This window comes from Halosolutus sp. YCN4, assembly GCF_059736495.1.
In genome coordinates this window covers 560,364-579,321 of record NZ_JCASSM010000004.1, presented here as the reverse complement: position 1 = coordinate 579,321, position 18,958 = coordinate 560,364, and the positions used below count along the sequence as shown (strand labels likewise).

The following is an 18,958-nucleotide window of genomic DNA, read 5'->3' as shown; positions in this document are numbered from 1 at the left end:
AGACGCTCCAGAAGGCACCGGTTAGTAGTTACGACGGGTAAACAGAACCAGTCCGTGAGCGTCTCTCGACTCGGTTTGTTGTTTGGACAACAGCCGTAGAGGACGATCTGCACCGCGTCTAAACAAGGCCCATCCTCTGTATCTCGCACGCAGTTCCTGACAAGATTCTGGTAGAAAGTTCAGCCGCTGCTGAATCCATAGCGCGAATGCGGCACAGTCTGCCAGCCCACTTGATCAGCCAAATCTTTCAGTACAGGTTGTGTACTTAACAGGCGTACCACGAATCGATCGAACCGTCTTCTTTTATTGTAATTCCGATATCTTCGCCGTCACAGTCGGTGTCTAAATCGGGGGCATACTTCCACGTAGCGGAGTTGCCTTCTGGAGTGAAAACAGTCACCGTTGACGGGGTCGCTTGGATACCAGCAGACGAATCAAGGTGACCGGGTTCGATCTCGTACACCCGACTAAACAACAGTTCTCCCTCCTTATCCTCTACCCGGACACCTACCGTTGCGATTTCATCTAACCGATTTTCGACCATAATCTCAATAGTGTCACCTTCTCCTTCCGAGTCATTGGATAAGACGGAGTCACTACATCCCGAAACGAGGATCGAAGCGATTACTCCCGTCAAAGAAAGCACTTCTCTCCGAGAAACGCCCTTGACAAGAGCAAGGGATGCTGAGGGAAACTCAACCATGCTCCATCAATTGTCAACGCAAAAGTAAATAGCTTTGCTCACTCTATCTATCCAGTCAATATGCACTCCTACTGAGCGGTTAGTTCAACACCGACGGGGCGAAATAAACGTGGTCTCCGTGAGAGGTGCACACTCTGTATTCAGCACGCCGTTCTTGACAGTGATCCGGGAGTACGTTCAGGTTTTGCTGAATACAGGGCGTGAATATCGCATGAGATTGGGTCCAATTTGCGAAGGTAGTGATCGCTCGGTGCAGTAGACTAACCGAACGCTGACACCGAATTTAGTTATCGCTCGGTCAGTAAGGTTTTTCCCTACGGTTTCCAGACACAGATGTGAGTATATGACACACCGCCAAGGGCGAGTAATAGCTGATCTGGAGGGGAAGGTTCTGTGAACTACGTGTTATGGGCACTGCTAGCGATGGGCTGTTATTCGTTCGCATTCCTGTTTATGAAAATTGCTCTCCAAGATCTGCCGACATTCACGGTCATGCCGATTGCGGTCGGCACACTGGCCGTGGGAGCGACGACTGTGGCGGCCCTGTTCGGTGAGTGGTCAGTTCCGTCGGTGACGAGCCGACCCGTCGGGTTCGCACTCGCAGCAGGAATCTGTCTCGCTGGTGCTGTCATCGGGTATTTTCGCGCACTCTCGACTGGCCCTGTTAGCGTCGTCGTGCCGATCTTCGGGATGTTCCTCGTCGGTGGAGCACTCCTCGGAATCGTCGTGTTGGGCGAGGGAGTCACGGCGAAGAAGGCCCTCGGCGTCGCGTTTGGTGCTGTTGCGGTTTTCCTCATTGCCACGTGATGCCCCGAGTCTGGGCACGCGTGATCCGTGTGTTCTACGAAACTGCACAATACGCATGTGTAGTGAGCTGGGGTTCACCGATTTCGGCGTGACACAAACGAAGTCGTCGTACTGAACTCATGCTCTGAGTCTTGTTTAGACGCTCCCGGATGAGCGGGTCAGGAGTCATTTTGACTGAACAGAATCCGGTGGTAAGCACCTCGCAGTGCGGTTCCATACTTTGAGAACGAAGTGTTAACGCCGATCTCGGTCGCGTCTAAACAAGGCCTATGCTCTGTAGTCAGCAGACCGTTTCTGACAGCAGTGCAGTAGTTCGTTGTAGGGTTGCGAGAGATAAGGCGCGAATGTTCTATTGGAGTGAGTCAATTCGTCGTTCGCTCTACTCGATGGATTCGAGAAACTCGTCTAACGTGTCTGTGAGTTCATCGACTTCCTCTCCGTTCTCATCGGTGGAGTACCGGACGATGTAGACATCTCTCTCGTTTGCTTCACGGGTTGTATCGACTCCGTCGACTCCCCTCCAAATCGCTGTGACCTCGACCGACCCGTACGTCTCGTGCTCGTACGTTTCCTCGCGTTCGATTACCCTGTCAGCCTCCGAACTGGGGAGGTCTTCTGAATCATCCATTCAAATCCGTATTTTGAAACTGTTTTTCTCCCACTGTCTGTCTGTGTGCAGTCACTGAATCACTACGTAGATGCTCAATTCTCAGTAGCCACTACGTTCACAGAACCGTCTCCGCTGACGGCTATCTGATACCCAGAAAATGTGAATCTGAGCTGGTCGATCGTTTGGCCACCCGGACTCGAAAAAACCGAATTGAGAGCATCTGGATCGATCGAGTAGTACAACGGCTCTAATTCAGATACGGATTTGTTACTCTTCGCAGCGACTGCCTTGATCACATGGTGGCTGACAGGAGTGATTTCGGTTTTTCTCGAACTATCCTTCTCGTTCTGACCGGATGCAAGGATCTCTTCTGAAGTCATGATACCACATTTGTCGCCATCCCCACCTATGGAACCGTTCATCATAGCCTCGTTGTAGTCGTACTACCACTCTTTATATCCGGGGGCATTTCTTCCTAAGGTGATTACTCCTCGTGAATGAGCGTATTGGAAAGAAGATTCCGATGCCCTCTACGAAGGCGGGCAGACAGTGCGTTACGAGAAATATCGAGATCGTCAGCGAGTTCGGTAAGTGTACGGTCTCGAGGAACCTCAAAGTACCCAGCGTGGTATGCTGCTTCCAGTGCTTCTTGTTGGTCTGGGGTGACGCCATATTCGGCCTGTTCTTCAGGGTTTTCTGGTCGATACACACGTAGTGGCTGAAAGGAGAATTCGTGTTCGAGGCAGTAGTCCCGGAATCCAGAGAGCGATTCCTCATTCGGAAACAGAATTTTCACTTCCCAGTCATCGCCGTCGACACTCGCGGCTTCTAAGACGGTTGCCTTTGCGTCGGAGACGGCGGAAATTAGATTTGGCACGTTCATTTCCCACATCACTCGATAGAACCGCTCTTCCTCCTCTTCATCATGATTTGCTAGCTCTTCTTGCTCTTGTAAAGTGAGAACTTCTCGAACCATATCGTCATCACGTAAGGCTTGCTCGAACCGATCGATTTCTTCTCCAAAAGCCCAAAAGTATGGAGTGACGTGCGATTCGCCTCCGACGACACGCTTGATTTCGATACGAATCTCTGGTGTTGACGTTAATGTGTCTGCTAAGACGAATTCATCTGCGGGGACGACGAATTCCGTGAGAATACTCATTGACAGTACGATTTCTACAGGAATGGTCGTAAAAATATCCCTCCAAGATGCGTCGGTCTGCGAAAGAAGCGTCCAGTCAAGACACTGAGTTCCCATCCATCTGGGTCAGACAGACCATCGGAATGTTCGCGTTGCAGTCATCCTCGATATTCAGCACGCAGTTTCTGCTGTCTCCCAGATAGATCGATCGTCGCCCCGGTATCGGCTTACCCTGTACTGACCGATCACTCCCCTCGCAGATCGGCTCTCAGTCCGTGCCACATTCGCGCCCTGTATTCAGCAGGCGTGCTGAATCACATCACTTCGCAGGACGCGGTCCGGCAGGTGGACCGGCCCCTTCGAGTGGATGGTGGCTTCGGTGTAACCCCCTGGCACCGGTGTCCGCGAGCGCTTATGTCCCCGTCACCACTATCGAGTGTTGCTGAGCGGATACCGTTCCACCACCGATGTCCCAACAGAAATCTGACTACGTAGACGACACCGCAATTGACGCAACGCTCGACGAACGACCGGACGAAGAGACACTGGACGAGACCGTTGCGAATCTCGAGGCCAACGGGTTCGATGTCGTCGTCGTTGACTCCGCTGAGGAAGCCCTGGAGACGCTCCAGTCACACATCCCCGCCGACGTCACCGTGATGAACGGGCACTCAACGACCCTCGAAGAAATCGGATTCATCGACTACCTGACCGAGGGCGAGCACGACTGGGAGGCCCTGCCAAACGAGATCTGGCGCATCGACGACGATGCCGAGCGCCAGTCCGCCCGCCGTGAATCCCAGACGGCCGACTACTTCCTTGGCGGCATCAACGCGATCGCCCAGACGGGCGAACTTGTTGCGGCTGATCGCTCCGGGAGTCGCATCGGTGCCTATCCGTTTGCCGCCAGCAATGTCGTCATCGTCAGCGGCGTGAACAAGATCGTGCCGACGCTCGGTGCGGCGCTCGACCGACTCGAGTCCGTTGCGTACCCCCTGGAAAACGAACGTGCGAACGACGCCTATGGTGTTGACTCGGCGATTGCCAAGCAACTCATCTTCCGCCAAGAACTCGAAGACGGGCGCACGACCGTCGTCCTGATTCGCGACCAACTGGGCTACTGAGGCCGAGTCCGGGCAGCAGTTACTCTCCCGGCGTTTTTCGACCGTTTTCGAGGGCGTTCAGCGGAGGAGTTCCCCGGTAGCGGTCCTGAAGTACTGTTATGTAATTTTTGAAACTACTTATTGTTTGAAGTGGGGCCAGCCCACTTCAGTGACCAGTTCCGTTGCCCCGCAGCAGCCACACTTCGCAGGCGGATCGTACCGACCGATACCGGCAGGCCGTAATAGAGCCCCCTGACGATCTGGAACACGGCAACCCCGAGAAGGAGATGGGTCTGCGAGAGCTCCGTGAGGGCAGCGATGGCGACGACCACCGGAAACACCGTAACTGAATCCCCTATCGCGCCGGTGAATCCACCGCCGGAGAATTCGACTTGCGGCGTGCGCCAATAATCGCTTGACAGCGCCACTATCCGCGGTCAAGTCCTCAAAGAGCATTAACCTGTCCAGCAACGGGATCTGGTTATCTCCGCGATCTGCAATGGATTTCAGTTTCATGAGCCTGCGCTGTGACGCATCAAAACGGAACGGTACACGTGCTACGGTCCTCGTTCCTGTCGTTCGAGATTTATGACGCACGGCTCAACCTAACGGCTGAGTTCAGCCCACCGCTCACGGCTGTCACCAGACTCCAGTTCGCAGACGAAACGCTTGTCATGTCATCCCGACGGTATAGATGCACGAGGGAATGGGTCGCTCCCTACAATCAGTACGTACAGCCGCATTGGTGGGCACCCATTCATCAGAGAGCGGAAATTGGGTCTAATCTGGTCGTATTCGTGCTGGAGTCTGGACAATCCCTATTAGACCGCTTTCCAAATCACCATGTACAGAATGGCTTTGACTGCAGAATCAATCACAACGGAATCGCTCAAACCGATACACTGGCTTGCAGTGGGGTTGATCATCAGTACCGGCGTCATCCACCTGTACGCGGGTTTTGTCGAAGGACGCATACCCGTCTCACTCGCCGGCGTTGGATTTCTCGCCGGTGTCGGCCTGTTCCTCCTCGATTACCGCCGGCGAGTGCTCTACTTGATCGGAATTCTCTACACTGGTATCCAGATTCCCCTCTGGTACGTGGCGAACGTTGGCGAGTTCACCCTCCTCGGGTATGTTGACAAGGTCGTCCAGGTCGTCATCATCGTGTTGCTTGCATACCTCTATTGGAGGAACGAATGATGGCGTATCAAACTCTCGTCGATAACCGCGTTTCGCCGACGGATGGACCGACAAAGGAGGACCTCCTCACAGCCGAGGCCTTCACTATCGGTCTTGTCAGTTTGGATACGGGGCAAAAAATCGAGCCCCACCCCGAACCATACGAGGTGTTCTTCTTCGTTCTCGAAGGTACCGGTGAGTTCACCACGAGCGAAGGAACTGTCGAGCTCACGGACGGCGATGCCCTCTATCTTGAATCCGGTGAGCGGAGAGGAATCCAGTGCAACGAACCGCTCACTATCCGTGGCGTGCAAGAAACCCACTATACTGGCTGGTACGACAATGAATTCGTCGAAAACGAAGCACTCAGCGGCAGTCGATGTGGAGAACCTGACAAAACACTTCGCCGATCTCACCGCTGTCGATGGGATCTCCTTTCAGGTCGAGGAGGGCGAAGTGTTCGGCTTCCTCGGTCCGAACGGCGCTGGGAAGTCAACCACGATCCGGATGCTGACCGGCGTCTTACGACCGGACTCGGGAGCTGCCCAAATTGTCGGGAACGACATCCGGACCGACACCGAGGCGGCGAAGTCCGAGATCGGCATCGTTCCGGAGCAGTTCAACGCGTATCCGGACCTGACGGCCTGGAAGAATCTAATGCTTGCCGGCGAGTTGTACGGGGTCCCACGAGAGACGCGACAAACCAACGGAACGGAGCTACTGCGTTCTTTCGGGTTGTTCGAACGACGTCACTCTTCGACGAGCGAGTACAGCAAAGGGATGAAGCAACGCCTCATGCTGACGATGGCGCTCATCCACGACCCTTCCATCCTCTTTTTGGACGAGCCGATCACGGGCCTCGACGTCGAGAGTCAGCGGCTCATCCGGAAGCAGATAGCGGAGTTGAATCGGGAGGGCCGAACAGTGTTTCTGACGACCCACGATATTGACGAAGCAGACCGGCTGTGCGATAGAGTCGCTATTATCGTCCGAGGCAAGATTGCGGCTATCGATACCCCCGACGAACTGAAACATGCAATCGATCGTACACGAGCTGTCGAGGTAAGTTTCGCCTCGGACGTCGAGAGAGACGTTTTGGGTGGGCTCAATGCGGTCGAACGGGTAGAAACGCGTGGTAATACGTTTCGCCTCATGACCCCTGATCCGGATGCTGTCGTCAAAGCGGTCGTCGCCTACGCGGAGAAGACGAACCTAACGCTACGTTCGTTGCAAACGAGTGGGCCGAGCCTTGAAGATGCGTTTATCTCCCTCACGGAGGAGAGCTCATGAGGTTGCAGCGAGTGTTGGCCGTGGCGAAAAAGGACATCCGGATATACTACGCCAAGGGACCGGTCCTCATCTTCGGTATCCTCATCCCGGCGTTTTTCTTTCTCGCGTTTACGATGGGGCGAGACATGGCCGAGACGCAACTCGTCGCTGGTCTCGTGGGGATGGCGCTCTGGTTCACGGCCACGTCGATCTCGCCAGTCATTGGCCCGTGGGAAACCCGAGACGGCACGCTGGAGCGGCTCGCCTCTGCCCCGATTACCGTCACCGAGATACTGCTTGGCGACGTCCTGGCGTCCGCGACTGTCGGCGTCGCCATCACCGGTGTCGCCATCGGTGGCCTGTCCCTCGTCCTTGGATTCTCAGTTCCCCATCCTGGCAGCCTCGGAATCGGTCTCGTTCTCGCAGCGTTCGGGTTTTCGGCGCTGGGCGTTCTGATGGCCGCCATACCCACAGACCAGACGTCGGACGTAATGATGCTGGCCACGTTAGTCAAATTTCCCGTGATCTTCGTCAGTGGTATTTTCATTCCGGTCGAGAATCTCCCCGGATGGGGTCGATTGGTGGCCTACGCATCCCCGTTGACCTACCTCGTCAAAACGACGAGATACGGACTGGGAACCGGTGAGAGTGTACTCATTTGGCTCCTGGGGCTACTGCTCTTTTTTATTGCGGCCTTTGGCCTCGCGGTAGGATTACATCGTAGAACGCTTCCCAGACGCCTGTAGCGCGGTTTTTCGTCACTGATGGGTTTCCACAGAGCCAGTCGGGTGTAGTAGGAATGAATTTGGGTCGAACCCGGCGCTATTCCGGCAATAATTCGGAGAAATTACATGTTGCCATAGGCGCTATCAGTAGTTGCAATGGCACTAATCACGGGACTTGCGTCCCTCGTACCGTTGACAGCAGGCAGCCACGGAGCGGGGGCCTTCGGCGGTCCGTTCATGTTTGCCCCGTTCGGATTCCTTCTGGTCCTCCTGCTCGTGGGTACTGTCGGGTACTTCGTACTCAAATCGACTCGGAGCGGAACCGATGCCTCCGAAACGAAGGCCGATCAAGCACTTGAGACGCTTCGTCGGCGGTATGCGAACGGCGAGATCGACGACGAAGAGTTCCAGACGCGGAAGGAACGACTGGTCCAGTAACCGGTTCGTACCTGCTTCAGTCGGGAGGAAGTGGTCACTGGACAGCTAACGCATCGAGAAGCCTGAGATGACCTGTCTATTTATAACAACGTCGTGTACCCTGCACACAGTGACCGATGCGCAAGGTATTGTGGTGGTTGATCGGCGGAAGCCGTGGAGGACGTAATCGTGTCCGAATCATCCGAGCGCTGAATGACAAACCGATGAACGCGAATCAACTGGCGACCTCGCTCGACCTCGATTACAAAACCATCAGACACCACCTTGCCAAACTGGAAGAAAACGATGTCGTGACGTCGATGGGGGACGAGTACGGGAAGACGTACTTTCTAACAGAACGGATGGAACAGAACCTCGATGTCCTGAACGAGATCGCGGCACAAGCTGACCTCGACGAGGAGGGTAACGATGCGTAACAACACTGGTCTGTTGAAAACGGGAGCCGTCGTTGGGATAGCAGCGATAATTAGTGGTGGAATCGCACTCGGTGTCGGCCTGCCGAATCTGGGACTTCCTCCCCATGCACCGCCAGTCGGCGTCGAGAGCGTCGTTCGGATCAAGCTCTTCGTGACGACGCTCAACGTCGTCGTATTGCTCGCTCTCCTGTGGAACTACATTGCGGTCTACCGGGACCTCCCCAATCGGTTCACGTTGAGCCTCCTGTTGATCACCGTCGCGCTGCTTCTGTACGCCGTCTCATCGAACCCTCTGCTCCCGATCCTATTGGGATTCCGCCACGGAACAACGCTCGGCCCATTCGTGTTCATTCCCGATGTGTTCGCCAGCATCGCTGTCATCGTCCTCCTCTATCAGAGCTACTCGTAAGCACGCCATCGTGTCTGTACGCGTCGGTGAACTGCCTCGGCGTTCAATTTCCGGGGTATACGACCAGGTCTGCCCGAGAGTTCCGTGCGGAAGGCGGGTTATTTTTGACGTGAGGACCCCGATCCATGTGGCGGTCGTACCGCATTCACGCTCTAAGTCTTGCACGGCAGTTTTGATGAATTTCTGATGTGAAGTACACCTCATCGTTCACTCCATCGCCTGTACTGAGCGATCACCGTCTTCGCAGATCGAGCCAAATGTCGTGCATCATTCGCGCGCTGTATGCAGCACGGTCGCTACGATCGATCATCGATTGAGGGGTTCAACAGGGCTAACAGTACTTATCTGATTGGAATGGGTGTTACACTGCCAGTTCCCCCAGTTCTTCCGGGCCACGCCCCTCCAAGCCTGCAAGCTCAGCGCCAGCATCGCCCCTCTCCGCTAGACGGAACCCGCCATCATCGGGCTCAGTCTCAACAGCGGGTTCTATGCCATCCGCTTTCGCATCGTCTTGAGCCTCGGTCTCGCCCTCCTCATCGCTGTCGAAGCGGTGATTGCGGGTTTCCGTGCGATCCGCGCTCCCGAGCGGTTGACTCGCCAGTTCGCCGAACGCCGGGGGTACGCGGTCGTTCGCGCAGGCGAAGTTGCGGCGCACGACTCCCCATCGAGGTGCCACGCGACGACGTCGCTCTCGCGATCCGAACAGCGCCGTCTCGCAGTACCACAACGTTCATTCCGGTCGGGCAAGCCCGTCCCTATATGCAGATCAGCGTCATCGGGAGCGGCTACGTGGGGACGACGATCGCGGCCTGTTTCGCGGACTTCGGCCACGAGGTCACCGCGATCGACATCGACCAGACGATCGTCGACACGATCACCGACGGCCGCGCGCCGATCGACGAACCCGGCCTCGAGGAGTTGCTCGCCACCCACACCGGGGAGCGCCTGACGGCGACGACCTCGTACGATGCGGTCCCCGAATCCGACGTGACGTTCCTGGCGGTCGGCACCCCGTCGAACGCCGACGGCAGCATCGATCTCGGCGCGCTCGCAGCGGCCGCCGAGGCCACCGGCGACGCGCTCGCTGACACAGACGAGCGCCATCTCGTCGTGATCAAGAGTACCGTGACGCCGCCGAGCATCCGCGAGGTGCTCGAACCGGCGATCCGTGAGGGTGCCGACGACAGCGACCGCGTCGAAGTCGGGATGAACCCGGAGTTCCTCCGCGAAGGGAGCGCCGTCGCCGACTTCCAGCACCCGGACAAACTCGTCTTCGGCACCGACTCGGCGTGGGCCACCGATCGGCTCCGCGCGGTCTTCGAGCCCCTCATCGACGAGCAGGACCCGCCGATCGTCGAGACCGACCCCGAGACGGCCGCGATGATCAAGTACGCCAACAACGCCTTCCTCGCCGCGAAGATCAGCCTCGTCAACGACCTCGGGAACATCTGCAAGGAGTTCGGCCTCGACGCCTACGAGGTGATGGACGCGATCGGCCTCGACGAGCGCATTTCGGAACAGTTCCTCCGGAGCGGCGTCGGCTGGGGTGGCTCCTGCTTCCCGAAGGACGTCGCCGCGATCGCCGCTGCGGCCCGCGACGCAGACTACGAGCCGGCGATGCTCGAGGCCGCTGCGGAGGTCAACGATCGCCAGCCCGCACGCCTTCTGGACCTGCTCGCCGACCACGTCGATCCCGATGGGGCTCGCATCGCCGTCCTCGGGTTGGCGTTCAAACCGCAAACCGACGATATCCGCAACTCGCGAGCCATCCCAGTGATCGAGAGCCTCCAAAAGAACGGAGCTGACGTCGTCGCCTACGACCCGGTCGCCACCGAACCGATGCGCGAGCACTTCCCCGGCATCGAGTACGCCGACAGCGCGGCCGCCGCCCTCGAGGGGGCTGACGGCGCGGTCGTCGTCACCGACTGGGACGAGTTCGCGACCCTGGATGACGAGTTCCAGCGGATGAACCGACCGCTCGTCGTCGATGGGCGGCGCATCGTCGAGCCCACCGAGGAGCTCATCTACGAGGGGCTGACCTGGTAACCGGATATCCCGCTACCTATCGGCCACCCCTGCGCGAGGATGCCGCCGGCGCAAGCCGTCGTTGCTCCCGCTGACAGCCTAGACCGCCACCAGAACGGAATCGGTGAGCGACAGGCCTCAACCGGACGCGTACTCGAGTGTGACGTCGGCTTCGTCTTCGTCCGTGTCGATCCCCTGGAGCCGTCGTTCAGCCTCCTCGCGAACCTCGGGATAGCCGACGTCGATCCGCCAGTGGACGCGGCCGATCGCGTCGATCGCTCGGCCTGAGGGGATCAGCAGATCAGTCGCCTCGATAGAAGTGACGACATCCTCGATCGCCGGCTGGGGCGGGTCGCACGCCGTGTCGGCCACGCGAGAGTACAGATACTGTGACCGGACGTCCCGTTCTCGGGTCCGGTAAGGCACACGCAGCCCGCGCCTGCTGACCACGACTGCGGAGTTGCGCCAGCGATCGCGAACCTCGCCGCGATTGGCTGGCCCTTGCGTCCGCAAGCGACACCACAGGCCGTTGCGCGACCCGAAAGCTGAGCGACGATCTCGGCGTTAGCTCGCGGGCCTCGCCCGGATCCGAATCACACCCCTGATCGGGATCTCTCGCTGGCAGTCCGTGGCACCACCCAGCCTCGTCGATCAAGCGCTGTCCGCGTCAGGACCGGTCCCGAGCAAGAGACCGTATCACGGGTTCGCACTGTCTCGCGTCACGGCCGACATGTCCAGGGGGAGCTCGATCTCGATCGAGTCGTACCAGACGGTCGGCCGTTTTCGCCGACCGTCCGTGTCGAACTCGATCAGCTGTAGCGCCGCGAGCTCTTCGAGAGTGGTCTGGACGTGTTGGACGTCACAATCGACGAGCCCCGCTACGTCCCGGACGTGATCGGGATCGTGCTGGACGAGCGTCCGGAGGAGGTCGAGGGTCTCGGGCCGGGTCACCCGATCGAGATCGTCGAGGTCGTCGATGACTACCTTGAACTGGGGGACCAGCGCGTCGCCGCGGTTACGTATGCGGCGCACGTCCCGATAGCTGTCCGCACCGCCGGGCCGGAAGCGGATGTACATCGTGTGATCGCCGTCGGGTGTCCCACCGGTCGCCATCGCGTCGTCCGGTGGTTCGGAATCGGTCCCACATATCGCACAGAAATCTGCCTGCCACGGCACCGTCTTCTGGATACGCTGCTCGGCGTCACAGCTCGGACAGTATCCTCGCGAGTCCCCCGTCGATCCCATTTGTTCCCAGGAAGGATGTCAACTCCATATCCTATAAACACCGGTGAAAGTGGTTTTATTTGATGTTTTTGGCCCGCGCCGGGGCATTGTTCAGATTAGCCGATTCCAGTAGTACGCGAAGCTCTGTAACCACTTTTCGGCCGTTTTTGGATCGGCGTTTCGGAAGTAAATTCTAAACTGGTACGTTCGCCGTTTTATTTCCTGGAAGACACGTTCGACACTGTTACGATGGCCGTGGCGTTCGTACCGAAACTCGTAGCCTCGGCGGTGGAGTGCAGCTCGTAGCCAGTCAGCGGAATCGACGAGAAACACGACGTCGTCGACGTCGTGTTTCTCGCTCAACTCGTCGAGGAAGATTCCTGTAAGTCCGGTGTTTCGCGTCGGAAACAGCCGTACGTGGAGGAATTCGTTCGTGGCTGGATCGACAGCAGCGAACAGCCAGTACCGTTCGTCAGTGAGCTGGATCACCGTCTCGTCGACTGCGACGTGATCCGGCGATTTACCGTCCTCGGGCTGTAGCTCTGCTTTTTGCACCCAGTTGTGGACAGTGGAACGAGCACGGTCGACACCGAATCTCTCCAGAATGCGAACAGTATCCGAAAGCGAGAGGCCGCCGAGATGGAGGTGGATACTGAGTCGCATCAGTTCCCGCGGTGTCTGCTCGCGCTCCACAAAATCTAACTGAATGTCGCTGCTAGGGTGCGTGAGGCTGCTGAATTCGGGCATAGGCACCACGAATTCCACCGTCTCGCTCCTTCAAACTCTAATCTGAACAGCGCCGCGCCGGGGAGCCGAGACATTTACGGTCCCGCCAGCCACTCACTCGAGTAGATGCCGACACGACGCCGGATGCGGTTCGTCCACGGTCAACTCGCCTGGATGGTGGCGACCGTACTCGTGTTGACGCTGCTCGGGTCGCTGTCGTACGAGCTGTTTTTCGTGCTCTCTCTGATCGGCCTGCTGATCGTGACCGAACTCACGGCGCCGCAGACGCTCACGCCCGCCTGGCGACGGCGCCTCCGCTGGCTCATCGCACTCGGCCTGGTCGGCTTCGCCTTGGTCGTGGTCCGCCGGATCCTCGCCATCTTGCCACCGGAGGTGCTCCCGGTATGACCCCGCATAACTGGTTTGTGGGTCGAGACGGTCTCGACTGGCCGACCGTCCTGCTCGGCGCGCTGACGGTGGCCGTTCTCGTCGCCCTGATCGTCGCGGGCGCGACCTCGACTGCGGCGTTCGGCCCCTACACGCCCGACTGGGACGGGACCAGCGCGTTCCGGGCCGCGGTCGACGAGGACCCCGACGTCGAGAGCGACCTGCTCCGGGAGTCGAGTCGCTACGACGAGCTGCCAGCCAACGAGACGGTCGCGTTCGTTATCGCTCCCGACGAGCCGTACGCCGCCGATGCGGCGCCCGTCCGCCGGTTCGTCGAGCGCGGTGGGACGGTGGTCGTCCTCGAGAACGTCGCGCCCCACGGCAACGACTTGTTGACGGCCGTCGGCGCCGACGCACGGACGGACGGCCGGGTCGTTCTCGACGAGCGCCGCTACGATCGGGGGCCGGCGATGCCGATCGCGACCGGCGTCGCGACCCACCCGCGGACCGCGGATGTCGAGCAGCTCACGCTCAATCACGCGACGGCGATCGAGCCAAACGGCGCGACGGTGCTCGTGGCGACCAGCGAGTACGCCTACCTCAGCGAGGAGCCCGAGGCCGACCTCGACGACGAGGACACGCTCGCGAGCTATCCGGTCGCGACGGTCGAAGCCGTCGGCGACGGCGAGGTCGTCGTGGTCGGCGATCCCAGCATCGCGATCAATGCGATGTATGACGACCCCGACAACGCGGCGTTCCTCCGGGCGCAGTACGCCGACGCCGATCGGGCCGTTATCGACGTGAGCCACGCCGGGGGTGTCCCGCCGCTCCGGGGAGCGCTCCTGACGGTGCGCGCGCGGCCGCTGATCCAGCTGGGGCTGGGCCTGCTCGGCGTCGCGCTCGTGAGCGTGGCCGCCGGCCGCACCCGGCCCGCGCTCCGTGCCGTCCGCACCCGCATCGGGCCAGCCCGAACGCGCTCGCCACCGGCCGACGCGGAGCCGAGCCGACTCTCCGACGCCGAACGCGTCGCGTACCTGCGAGCGCGCCATCCCGAGTGGGACGACGACCGCATCGAGCGGGTAGTCAAAGCGCTTAACCGCACCCGGCTAAAATCCGAGGAGCAATGACTGAGACGGAGCCGTCGAATCGGGAGCCCGTGGCCGCGGACCCGCAGGCCGTGTATACGACGATCCGGTCCGCGGCCGATCGCGTCCTGGTCGGCAACGAAGACGCGATCGAACACCTCACGATCGCCCTCCTGACCCGCGGACACATCCTGCTCGAAGGCGTCCCCGGGGTCGCCAAGACGACGCTCGCCAACCTGTTCGCACAGGCGACCGGGCTGGACTACCGCCGCATCCAGATGACGCCGGACATCCTTCCGGCGGACATCACCGGCACGCACATCTACCGCGAGAACGCCGGTGAGTTCCAGCTCCAGCGGGGGCCGGTCTTCGCGAACCTCGTCGTCGCCGACGAGATCAACCGCGCGACGCCGAAAACCCAGAGCGCGCTGCTCGAGGCGATGGAAGAGCAGAACGTCACGATCGAAGGGGAGACGCTGGCGCTCCCGGAGCCGTTCATGGTCGTCGCGACGCAGAACCCGATCGAGATGGAGGGCGTCTTCGAACTGCCGGAGGCCCAGCGCGATCGCTTCATGTTCAAGCTCACGATCGACCTGCCGACCCGCGATCACGAGCGTACCATCCTCGATCGCTTCGACGACGACCCGGCGCTCGGCCCCGAGGCGATCGATCAATCGATCGGCCCCGACGCCATCCACGCGGCTCGCCGGTCGGCGATGGCCGTCCACGTCGCCGATCCCGTCAAGGAGTACGTGCTCGATCTCGTCACCGCGACGCGCGACCATCCGGACGTGAACTATGGGGCGTCGCCCCGCGCCAGTCTCGCCTTCCTCGACGGCGCCAAGGCACGCGCCGCGATCCACGGCCGCGAGTACGCCATCCCGGACGACGTCAAGGCCCTGGCCCAGCCGATCCTCCTACACCGGCTCGTACTGACGACCGACGCCGATCTGAGCGACGTGGCCCCGGCCGAGATCGTTGCCGAGATCGTCGACTCCGTCGAAGTTCCCGATCTGGACGTCCCCGACGCGGCATAACTCCCGTCGACGATCGCCACCACGTGAGCACTGTCGCGCGGTCTGGCTCCGTGTCACCGCCCCCGCCCTGAAGGGCAGTATTCACCCCACAGAGAAGGCGAGTAGACGGTTCCGTTGGTCAGTTCGATTCTGAAGGAAGTGTAGACACCAGCTGTCACGCTCTAACGAAAACATTACTCGCAACGATCGTACGATTGATATTCCATGTGGAGTGTCTCAGGACTGAGATAGAATTTGAGTCGAAGACACGGGTTCTCGTCCTCAACTAGGGTCTGTGTCTCTGCGGTCGTAGAGTACTCACCAGCGGTAACTCGGACGGTGTACGCTCCCGGCTCAACCGGATTTTCAAACGCCGTAGCATCGTCTCCCGAACCGGCAGAACCGAGATGATGCGTTTCTTCGAAAACCACCTCTTCCTCGTCCTCGATTTGCACCGTAAACTCGTGACCCTCCTCCCGTCGGTGATTTTCGAGTTCCAGGGAGTCGATCACCGGTTCCGACTCGGATTCGTCCTCAACGAGGCAGCCTGCACTCACTCCACAGGCCGCACAACAGATGGTCGCAACGAAGCCACGACGGTCCATCATACATTGACTTATTATCGACTGACAACCCTAGGCATCAAGCGCGTTCTCGAGACATTCCTTCGCGGTCGCTCGGGGGACGATCTCTCACTGGGTGTCGCGGACGTAAGGGTTGGTAGTGGCACCCGGCACTCCCGCTGCGCCGAGTCCACACCGGTGTCGATAGCCCCTGCATGTTAGCCCACCCACTCGAACTCGGTCGCCGGTTCGTCGTCGAGGTCGTACCGACACGTGACCAGCCACGGAGCGCGATCGTCGCCGGCGTCGACGTCGAGTTCGACCGGTTCGTCGAGTCCGTGAGCCAGTCCGACGGCCAGAAACGAGGCGATCGGGTGATCGAACCGATCGACCGCGCCGAACGTGCTCTCCGAGATCGCCACCGTCACCCGGCCGTCGTCCGAATCGACGTCGGGCTCGGCGCCCGCTGCGAGTTCGAACTGCTCGACGAGCCCGTCACAGAGCTGGTGGACGAGGGGCTCGGGCGCCGACGCGAGCTCGCCCGGCAGCGCGCGTTCGAACGCCGCGAAGAGGCGAGCGCCGGTCGGTTCGAGGAGCAGGCCCCGCTCGGACGGCTCGTGGAGGAAGGGACCGTCGCGGCCGGTCGGCACCTCGTAGGCGCGGTGCTGGGGGACGTACAGCTGGGCGGGCGTCGCGCCCGTATCCGGGAGGTAGACGCGCACGTCGCTGAGCCCGAGTGCGGCGACGAGCGACGCCCCGTTGGCGGCGCCCGCGGCGTAGACGCGGTCGCCGACCGACGCCGCGACGAACTGCTCCGGGGTGAGGGAGTACGTGAGCAGGGCGCCGAACAGGCCCGTCGCGCCGAGGGCGACGAACACCGCCCGCGTCGCGGGAAACACCAGCCCGCCGGCCAGGGCGACCAGCCCGATCGCGGCCAGTCCGATCGCCGTCCGGCGGTATCGGGATTGCCGGGCGCGGGCGTACTCGGCTCGCAGCCGGCGGTTCTCTTCTTCGAGCAGTTCGATCTGGGCCGCTCGCTCGCGGGCCGTCGGCTCCGCGGCGGGCGGGGTGTCGTCGGGATCGGTCGTCGTCGCTGTGTCGTTGCTCATGTCGCATCACCGTCTCGTGGGGTGGTCGCCGCCGAGTCGTCGACGAGGCCGAGGCTGACCAGACTGTACCGATACAGCCCGTAGCTGGCGAGCCCGAGACAGCCGACGGTAAGCGCCGCGGCCACCCAGAGCGAGTGCCAGCGCAGCGCCAGCCACGCTACCCCGCCGGCTCCGAGGAGAGTGGCGCCGCTGACAGTCGCCACCCCCACTGCCCTGTCGGTCCGAACGGCCGGCGCGACCACGAGCGCGAGGAAGCCGACCGTGACGAGCGCCAGGGTCCCCGCATCGGTGCCCGCCGGGACCAGCCCGCCGAACAACAGAGCGCCGACGGCGATCGCGTACGGCGTGCCGAGCCCGGCCCAGACGACGGCAGTCCCGAGGCCCACGAGGAGGCCCAGCGGGCCGCCAGCCAGCCCGAACGCGACCACCAGCCCCATCAGCGCCCCGGCCTCGGGCCAGCGATCGCGCGGGCGAGCGGCGACCGTAAGCCACGACTCGAGCCGCGGGGGCGAGCCGTCGGACGGGGACGAGTCACTCATCGGCGCTCACCTCGATGGCGGGCCTGCCCGGCAAGGACGCTCGCGAGGCGATCTTCGGGGGCGACTTCCAGCGCGGTGACCCGCTCCAGACGATCCAGATCGCGCCGGAACTCCTCGAAAGCGACGTAGCGCTCGTACGCGCGGTCGAGGTCCGCCAACCCGCCCGGCTCGAACAGTACCGTCGGAGTGAGGACCACCAGGACGTTCTGGCCGCGCTTGCGCGCGTGGCGAACCGCCGCGCGCAGGGACGCCGGCGTGGAGTCGTCCGTACACAGGATCAGCCAGCCCCGATTGCGGTGGTGCGTCGTTGCCGCCCGGACCGCCCCCTCGAGCGAGTTCCCGTCGAGGGGGCGGTCGGGCTGTTGTGCCGTATAAAACGGCTCGAGCGCCCGGGCGAACGCGTCGTCACCGGTGAGCTGTACACGGGCGGGCCGAGGCTGGGTCGCCGCGGCGGTGCCGAGTCCGCCGGGGGCACCGGCGGCCCCCCCGCGGCCCGCAGCGGCAGTCGGAGGCGCGGAGGACCGGTGCCGTGACGGAGCGGGGCGCGCCTCGAGGTCGAAGAGATGGCGCCGGACGGCCTGGTAGTGCGTCGGCCCGAGCGCGGGTGTGATGTGCGTCGCCAGCCCCTCGTCGGCGACGGTCACCAGTCCGAGCGGATCGCCGGCGGTCTCCGCGCGCGCGGCCAGCGCCAGCGCAACCTCGCGGAGATGGTCGAGTTTCGTCTCGCCGGGCGGCCCAGTCGAGAGGGCCGCGCGCCGATCGAGACAGAGTACGGTCGGGCGATCCGTCTCCATCTCGCGTTCGCGGACGTAGAGCGTATCGAGGCGGGCCGTCGCTTTCCAGTCGATCCGGTCGGTCCGGTCGCCGGGGACGTACTCGCGAAGGCCAGCGGCTTCGATCCCGGGCCCGTATCGGCCGCTTTCGTGGTCGCCCTGGGCGGTGGCGACGCGGTCGCCGCCGGCCCCGACGTGGACCGCTCGCGGGCGACGCGGTTCGACGGTCACCGTCGGCCTCGGGCCGACGGGCACGCGCGTCTCGAACAGGCCGTCGGTCAGCGTCAGCGTCGGCTGGGCGAACTCGTGGCGCCCCGCGATCGGCCACTCGACGGGCACGGTCTGGTGGGCACGCGTCGCTCCCGGCGCCAGCGAGAGGGTCAGCGGTTCCGCGGCGGTCCCGCCGGGGGGGATACCCGCGGCGAGCGTCAGCGAGAGCGGGGCCGGTGTGTCGACCGTCGCCGCGAGCGTGACCGGCGTCGTACCGTCGGTCTGGACGCCCGTCGTCGCAGGGGCCTGGGTTACGTCGAGGGCGGCGAGCGTGTCGGTCGCCGCCGTGAGAAACAGATACTGTCGGCTCACGATCCACGCGCCGAGCAGTGCCGTCGCCCCGAGCAACGACGGGCGAGCGAAGAGCACGGCGAGCACAGCGAGGAACACGGCGAGCACGCCGGCTGCCCACAGATGGCGCGTCGGACGCATACCCCAGTC

At 61.5% G+C, this 18,958-nt stretch carries 24 protein-coding genes and 1 pseudogene; 13 read left to right on the top strand and 12 right to left on the bottom strand.

Annotated elements, in window-relative coordinates:
• Positions 1-265: 265 nt before the first annotated feature.
• Entirely contained in the window at positions 266-703 is a 438-nt protein-coding gene (locus tag AC6I6X_RS17545; RefSeq protein ID WP_497931824.1) for a hypothetical protein, read from the bottom strand.
• 393 nt (positions 704-1,096) lie between these two features.
• On the opposite strand from AC6I6X_RS17545, the gene AC6I6X_RS17540 reads away from it, so the two are divergent.
• On the top strand, positions 1,097-1,510 hold the full coding sequence (locus tag AC6I6X_RS17540) for an EamA family transporter (protein ID WP_497931823.1): 414 nt from the start codon (positions 1,097-1,099) through the stop codon (positions 1,508-1,510).
• Positions 1,511-1,889: 379 nt separating this feature from the next.
• On the opposite strand, the gene AC6I6X_RS17535 is transcribed toward AC6I6X_RS17540, so the two are convergent.
• From AC6I6X_RS17535 to AC6I6X_RS17525, 3 genes are all read right to left on the bottom strand, one after another.
• On the bottom strand, positions 1,890-2,138 hold the full coding sequence (locus AC6I6X_RS17535) for a hypothetical protein (protein WP_497931821.1): 249 nt from the start codon (positions 2,136-2,138) through the stop codon (positions 1,890-1,892).
• A 74-nt stretch (positions 2,139-2,212) separates the two neighbouring features.
• Complete coding sequence (locus AC6I6X_RS17530; RefSeq protein WP_497931820.1) at positions 2,213-2,500, bottom strand: HalOD1 output domain-containing protein; 288 nt, start codon at positions 2,498-2,500, stop codon at positions 2,213-2,215.
• 104 nt (positions 2,501-2,604) lie between these two features.
• The gene (locus AC6I6X_RS17525; RefSeq protein ID WP_497931819.1) at positions 2,605-3,282 is read right to left on the bottom strand and encodes a helix-turn-helix domain-containing protein; all 678 of its coding nucleotides are present in this window, start codon (positions 3,280-3,282) and stop codon (positions 2,605-2,607) included.
• A 446-nt stretch (positions 3,283-3,728) separates the two neighbouring features.
• Here AC6I6X_RS17525 and AC6I6X_RS17520 point away from each other — a divergent pair, with 446 nt between their 5' ends.
• The gene (locus AC6I6X_RS17520) at positions 3,729-4,385 is read left to right on the top strand and encodes a lactate utilization protein (protein ID WP_497931818.1); all 657 of its coding nucleotides are present in this window, start codon (positions 3,729-3,731) and stop codon (positions 4,383-4,385) included.
• A 113-nt stretch (positions 4,386-4,498) separates the two neighbouring features.
• Here the strand turns inward: AC6I6X_RS17520 and AC6I6X_RS17515 are convergent, their stop codons facing one another.
• The gene (locus AC6I6X_RS17515) at positions 4,499-4,792 is read right to left on the bottom strand and encodes a putative sulfate/molybdate transporter (protein ID WP_497931817.1); all 294 of its coding nucleotides are present in this window, start codon (positions 4,790-4,792) and stop codon (positions 4,499-4,501) included.
• 424 nt (positions 4,793-5,216) lie between these two features.
• On the opposite strand from AC6I6X_RS17515, the gene AC6I6X_RS17510 reads away from it, so the two are divergent.
• The 8 genes and pseudogenes from AC6I6X_RS17510 (at position 5,217) to aglM (ending at position 10,846) form a co-directional block, all read left to right on the top strand.
• A complete protein-coding gene (locus AC6I6X_RS17510; protein ID WP_497931816.1) occupies positions 5,217-5,564 on the top strand; it encodes a DUF7475 family protein in 348 nt (115 codons plus the stop codon).
• Positions 5,561-5,818 (top strand): annotated as a pseudogene (locus tag AC6I6X_RS17505) (cupin domain-containing protein); the annotation flags it as partial. The gene AC6I6X_RS17510 and the pseudogene AC6I6X_RS17505, both read left to right, overlap by 4 nt.
• A 106-nt stretch (positions 5,819-5,924) precedes the next feature.
• The gene (locus AC6I6X_RS17500) at positions 5,925-6,833 is read left to right on the top strand and encodes an ABC transporter ATP-binding protein (RefSeq protein WP_497931815.1); all 909 of its coding nucleotides are present in this window, start codon (positions 5,925-5,927) and stop codon (positions 6,831-6,833) included.
• Positions 6,830-7,558 (top strand): ABC transporter permease, encoded by a 729-nt coding sequence (locus AC6I6X_RS17495; RefSeq protein ID WP_497931814.1) that lies wholly within the window; start codon positions 6,830-6,832, stop codon positions 7,556-7,558. The genes AC6I6X_RS17500 and AC6I6X_RS17495 overlap by 4 nt, the downstream gene beginning before the upstream one ends.
• Before the next feature lie 135 nt (positions 7,559-7,693).
• Complete coding sequence (locus tag AC6I6X_RS17490) at positions 7,694-7,975, top strand: SHOCT domain-containing protein (RefSeq protein WP_497931813.1); 282 nt, start codon at positions 7,694-7,696, stop codon at positions 7,973-7,975.
• Between the two features lie 116 nt (positions 7,976-8,091).
• On the top strand, positions 8,092-8,391 hold the full coding sequence (locus tag AC6I6X_RS17485; protein ID WP_497931811.1) for an ArsR/SmtB family transcription factor: 300 nt from the start codon (positions 8,092-8,094) through the stop codon (positions 8,389-8,391).
• Positions 8,384-8,800, top strand: a complete 417-nt coding sequence (locus tag AC6I6X_RS17480; protein ID WP_497931810.1) for a DUF8036 family membrane protein — start codon at positions 8,384-8,386, stop codon at positions 8,798-8,800. The genes AC6I6X_RS17485 and AC6I6X_RS17480 overlap by 8 nt, the downstream gene beginning before the upstream one ends.
• Positions 8,801-9,559: 759 nt before the next feature.
• Positions 9,560-10,846 (top strand): UDP-glucose 6-dehydrogenase AglM, encoded by a 1,287-nt coding sequence (gene aglM / locus AC6I6X_RS17475; protein WP_497931808.1) that lies wholly within the window; start codon positions 9,560-9,562, stop codon positions 10,844-10,846.
• A 117-nt stretch (positions 10,847-10,963) separates the two neighbouring features.
• Here the strand turns inward: aglM and AC6I6X_RS17470 are convergent, their stop codons facing one another.
• The 3 genes from AC6I6X_RS17470 to AC6I6X_RS17460 form a co-directional block, all read right to left on the bottom strand.
• Positions 10,964-11,197: a hypothetical protein gene (locus AC6I6X_RS17470; RefSeq protein WP_497931807.1), complete on the bottom strand. Its 234-nt coding sequence runs from the start codon at positions 11,195-11,197 to the stop codon at positions 10,964-10,966.
• 324 nt (positions 11,198-11,521) lie between these two features.
• Entirely contained in the window at positions 11,522-12,070 is a 549-nt protein-coding gene (locus AC6I6X_RS17465; protein WP_497931806.1) for an HVO_A0114 family putative DNA-binding protein, read from the bottom strand.
• A 90-nt stretch (positions 12,071-12,160) separates the two neighbouring features.
• Positions 12,161-12,796 (bottom strand): IS6 family transposase, encoded by a 636-nt coding sequence (locus AC6I6X_RS17460; protein ID WP_497931805.1) that lies wholly within the window; start codon positions 12,794-12,796, stop codon positions 12,161-12,163.
• 105 nt (positions 12,797-12,901) lie between these two features.
• Between AC6I6X_RS17460 and AC6I6X_RS17455 the strand changes: the two genes are divergently transcribed.
• Genes AC6I6X_RS17455 through AC6I6X_RS17445 form a run of 3 tightly spaced genes read left to right on the top strand, consistent with a single transcriptional unit; the run spans position 12,902 to position 15,284 of the window.
• Positions 12,902-13,183 carry a DUF8044 family membrane protein gene (locus tag AC6I6X_RS17455; protein ID WP_497931804.1) on the top strand — a complete coding sequence of 94 codons (282 nt, stop codon included), beginning with the start codon at positions 12,902-12,904 and terminating at the stop codon, positions 13,181-13,183.
• A complete protein-coding gene (locus tag AC6I6X_RS17450) occupies positions 13,180-14,289 on the top strand; it encodes a DUF4350 domain-containing protein (protein ID WP_497931803.1) in 1,110 nt (369 codons plus the stop codon). Before AC6I6X_RS17455 ends, AC6I6X_RS17450 begins: the two co-directional genes overlap by 4 nt.
• Entirely contained in the window at positions 14,286-15,284 is a 999-nt protein-coding gene (locus AC6I6X_RS17445) for an AAA family ATPase (protein WP_497931801.1), read from the top strand. Before AC6I6X_RS17450 ends, AC6I6X_RS17445 begins: the two co-directional genes overlap by 4 nt.
• 173 nt (positions 15,285-15,457) lie before the next feature.
• Here the strand turns inward: AC6I6X_RS17445 and AC6I6X_RS17440 are convergent, their stop codons facing one another.
• The 4 genes from AC6I6X_RS17440 to AC6I6X_RS17425 form a co-directional block, all read right to left on the bottom strand.
• A complete protein-coding gene (locus AC6I6X_RS17440) occupies positions 15,458-15,868 on the bottom strand; it encodes an Ig-like domain-containing protein (protein ID WP_497931799.1) in 411 nt (136 codons plus the stop codon).
• Positions 15,869-16,044: 176 nt separating this feature from the next.
• Complete coding sequence (locus tag AC6I6X_RS17435) at positions 16,045-16,935, bottom strand: DUF7982 domain-containing protein (protein WP_497931798.1); 891 nt, start codon at positions 16,933-16,935, stop codon at positions 16,045-16,047.
• On the bottom strand, positions 16,932-17,474 hold the full coding sequence (locus AC6I6X_RS17430; RefSeq protein WP_497931796.1) for a DUF8163 family membrane protein: 543 nt from the start codon (positions 17,472-17,474) through the stop codon (positions 16,932-16,934). The genes AC6I6X_RS17435 and AC6I6X_RS17430 overlap by 4 nt, the downstream gene beginning before the upstream one ends.
• Positions 17,471-18,949, bottom strand: a complete 1,479-nt coding sequence (locus AC6I6X_RS17425) for a DUF58 domain-containing protein (RefSeq protein ID WP_497931795.1) — start codon at positions 18,947-18,949, stop codon at positions 17,471-17,473. Before AC6I6X_RS17425 ends, AC6I6X_RS17430 begins: the two co-directional genes overlap by 4 nt.
• Between the last annotated feature and the right edge of the window lie 9 nt (positions 18,950-18,958).